Source organism: Agromyces humi (assembly GCF_009720255.1).
Taxonomy (GTDB): domain Bacteria; phylum Actinomycetota; class Actinomycetes; order Actinomycetales; family Microbacteriaceae; genus Agromyces; species Agromyces humi.
This window is the reverse complement of record NZ_WJSP02000402.1, coordinates 1-3,188: the sequence shown is the minus strand read 5'-3', so window position 1 is coordinate 3,188 and position 3,188 is coordinate 1. Positions and strand designations below refer to the sequence as shown.

The window sequence follows — 3,188 nt, the reverse complement described above, 5'->3', positions numbered from 1 at the left end:
ACATCGTGACCCCGGACACCACGGCGCCTGCACCCACAGCCGTCACCGTTACCGTGGCCCGCTCAACGACGACGGGAGTCTCGTACGGCGGCCTTCGCGAGGCCATCACAGTCAGCTTCACCGGCGGACTGCGCCCCACCATGTGAGCGCACGGCCACCGGGCGGCGGCGCCTATACGCCGATCGTCAGTGCGGCGGTGTAGCCGCCGGCCACCGACCCCGACATGCTCGCGATCTGGTGGATGCCGCCGTCGTCGCCGAACACGTTGTCGCGCGCGAGGCTCGTCTGCGCCAGGTTGCGCACGCTCTGCTCGTAGCCCGACGTCGCGTACACGAGGTCGTTCACCTCCCCGGGCAGCGCGAGCTGCGAGGTCTTCACGATCGGCCCCGAGGCGACGGCGTTCGCGACGTCCGAGTACACCTCGAAGTGGATGTGCGGCCACCGGCCCGAATAGCACGCCGGGTAGATCGACGTGAAGCGCACGGTGCCGGCCGAGTCGGTCTCCTGCACGCCGCGCAGGTAGTTCTCCCCCTCGACGCCGCGGGAGTAGAGCGAGTAGTTCCCGTCGCGGTCGCAGTGCCAGAGGTAGACGCCCGCGCCGACGAGGGCGCTGCCCGTCGCGGCATCCCGCACCGTGAGGGCGATGGTCAGCGGCACCCCGGCGGCGACCGTGCTCGACGAGCCGAAGCTCGAGCGGATGTCGCTGCGCACGATGCCCGAGTCGTCGAGCACGTTCACGCCGTTCGACCCGTCGCCCGGGTAGGGGCCGCCGGTCTCGTCGGGCACCTCGTCGAGGGGGCCGGATGCCGCGGCCGACGCCGACGGGCTCGGGCTGGGGGTGGCGGTGGGGGTGGCGGTCGGCACGGCGCTCGCGGTCGGGTCGGACTCGGGACTCGAGCACGCCGCGAGCAACGCGGTCACGCCGACGCCGCCGAACAGGCCGAGCGCGCGGCGGCGGTCGACCAGGGTGCGGATGTCGTACACGAGGCCGCGATGGTCCTCGTCGATCTCGTGGCCGTGCTCGTCGATCCAGCGGGGGTCGGTGGTCATGTCGTGCTCCTCTCCGGAGAGGACAGCATCGCCCGGGTGTCCGGCACGCCGCTGTGCGCGGCCGATGCGTTTCCTATGATGGAGGCGCCAATGGCCGGACCGCGCCGGTGCGGCCGCCGTGTCACGCGAGGGAGCTCAGCATGGGAACCATCTCGGTCGACCTGTTCATCACGCTCGACGGCGTCTACCAGGCGCCCGGCGGACCCGACGAGGACCGCGAGGGCGGCTTCGAGTACGGGGGCTGGCAGGGCGCGTACTTCGACGACGAATCGGGCGAGGTGATCGGCGCGGGCATCGACCGCATGGACGCGCTGCTGCTCGGCCGCAAGACCTACGACATCTTCGCGGGGTTCTGGCCGAACCGCGGTGACGACGATCCGATCGCGGTGACGTTCAACGCCCTGCCGAAGTTCGTCGTGTCGCGATCGATGACGGATCCGGCGTGGCAGGGCACGACGGCGCTGTCGGATGTCGCCGAGGTGGCCGCGCTGAAGGACCGCTTCAACGACATCCACGTGGTCGGCAGCGGCGACCTGGCCCGGTCGCTGCTCGAGGCCGACCTCGTCGACCGGCTGAACCTCTACCTCTACCCGCTCACGTTCGGATCGGGCAAGCGGCTCTTCACCGACGGCCGGGGCGTGCCGGCCGCCTTCCGGCTCGCGGAGCCGCCGCGGGCCTTCCCGAAGGGCGCGATCGCGCTGTTCTACGAGCGCGCGGGCGCACCCGTCACGGGCATCGACATCAGCGAGGGGTGAGCGCCGCCGGCGGATGCCGGCCAGGACGCGGCATCCGCTCGGCCGTTTCGATCAGTGCGCGGCGCTTACTCCAGCGGCGCGAACTCCTCGATCGTCCACTCGTCGCGCCAGTCGATGTACGGCCGGTCGCCGTCGAACCGGATCGGCAGCCACACGTAGTCGGCCAGCGAGGTGTCGGGTTCGCCGAGATCGATGGCGCCCCACTCGCGGGGCCCTTCGAGGTCGACGCGGAAGACCTCCTCGAAGAGGGCCTGGATGTCGGGCAGATCCTCGGGCGGCGCGACGACCCAGCGGTCGGCGATCGCGATGTAGAGGTCGCGTCGGTGCGGGTGGGCGAAGATCGAGGAGATCTGCGACCGAAAGGACGTGCGCGAGTCGTCGCCGGGGTGGGCGTCGCCGAGTACCGTCCAGGGGCCGTGGTAGGAGTCGGCCGTCGCGAACTCCGACGGATTCGGGAAGTACCCCGTCGTTCCCGAGGTCGCGAGGAAGTGGCGGCCCTTCCGGCGGAAGTACGCCGGCGCCTCGCGCACGAACGGCGGCTGGAGCCGCGGGAAGTGCGTGGAGTAGTAGCCCGTGACATCCGTGTACTCGTCGTTCAGGTCCGCGACGATCAACTCGCTGTGCACCCGTTCGAAGATGTAGTACGCCTTCCCGTCCGAGGGCTCCACGACCAGGTCGAAGTCGCCCGCGTTCATGCCGAGCGGCTTGATGCCGCGGGTCACGAGCTCGTACGGACCGAGGATGTCGTCGGCCGTGAAGACGCTCGAGCGCTGCTCCCCGTTGCGGTGCATGACCTTCACCCAGCACACGAACTTGCCCGTCGCCGTGTTGTGGATGATGTGCGGCCGGTCGGCCAACTGGGCCGGATGGAGCGGATGCGCCTCGTCGTCGAGCACCGGCGGCAGGATGGCGCCGAGGTCCTCCCAGTTGTACAGGTCCTTCGACGAGTAGCACCGCACGCCCCAGTGCCAGATGCCGTTGCCCGGAGCCGTCCGCTCCTTGTTCTCGCCGTACCAGTAGAACGTGTCGCCGACGGTGATGACGGATCCGCCGTGGGCATGGATCCGGTTGCCGTCGGTGTCGAGCCACGGCTGCCCGGGTCGGATGGAGTGCTGCACGGGGGTCCCTTCAGAGCTGGTCGAGTCGGTCGTGCGGTGGTCAGGCGACGCCGACGGCGACGTCGGGGGCGACGGGCTGGGCCTCAGCCTCGGCGTCGTCTTCGTGCGGGCCGCCGCGCCAGCGCTTGGGAGGTCGGCGGGGGTCGGATGCCGCATCGCGCACCGTGCACGCGAACGAGTGCGGGCCGGCCGCTGCTGGTCGTCGGCGTGGGTGACACGCACCGCGTGGCGGCAGCTGGAGTCCTTCCTGAAGCCGAGATCGGCA

The 3,188-nt window shown here is 70.6% G+C and carries 4 protein-coding genes; 2 read left to right on the top strand and 2 right to left on the bottom strand.

Annotated features, from left to right (window positions below; all coding sequences use genetic code 11):
- Nucleotides 1-171: 171 nt before the first annotated feature.
- Nucleotides 172-1,050, bottom strand: coding sequence for an intradiol ring-cleavage dioxygenase (locus tag GH736_RS19875; RefSeq protein ID WP_159606413.1), 879 nt, complete (start codon nt 1,048-1,050; stop codon nt 172-174).
- A 140-nt stretch (nt 1,051-1,190) separates the two neighbouring features.
- On the opposite strand from GH736_RS19875, the gene GH736_RS19870 reads away from it, so the two are divergent.
- The gene (locus tag GH736_RS19870) at nt 1,191-1,805 is read left to right on the top strand and encodes a dihydrofolate reductase family protein (protein ID WP_159606411.1); all 615 of its coding nucleotides are present in this window, start codon (nt 1,191-1,193) and stop codon (nt 1,803-1,805) included.
- Nucleotides 1,806-1,870: 65 nt separating this feature from the next.
- Here the strand turns inward: GH736_RS19870 and GH736_RS19865 are convergent, their stop codons facing one another.
- Nucleotides 1,871-2,923: a family 43 glycosylhydrolase gene (locus GH736_RS19865; protein ID WP_235934524.1), complete on the bottom strand. Its 1,053-nt coding sequence runs from the start codon at nt 2,921-2,923 to the stop codon at nt 1,871-1,873.
- A 31-nt stretch (nt 2,924-2,954) separates the two neighbouring features.
- On the opposite strand from GH736_RS19865, the gene GH736_RS25255 reads away from it, so the two are divergent.
- A partial coding sequence (locus GH736_RS25255; protein WP_235934521.1) for a hypothetical protein occupies nt 2,955-3,188 on the top strand: 234 nt, incomplete at its 3' end.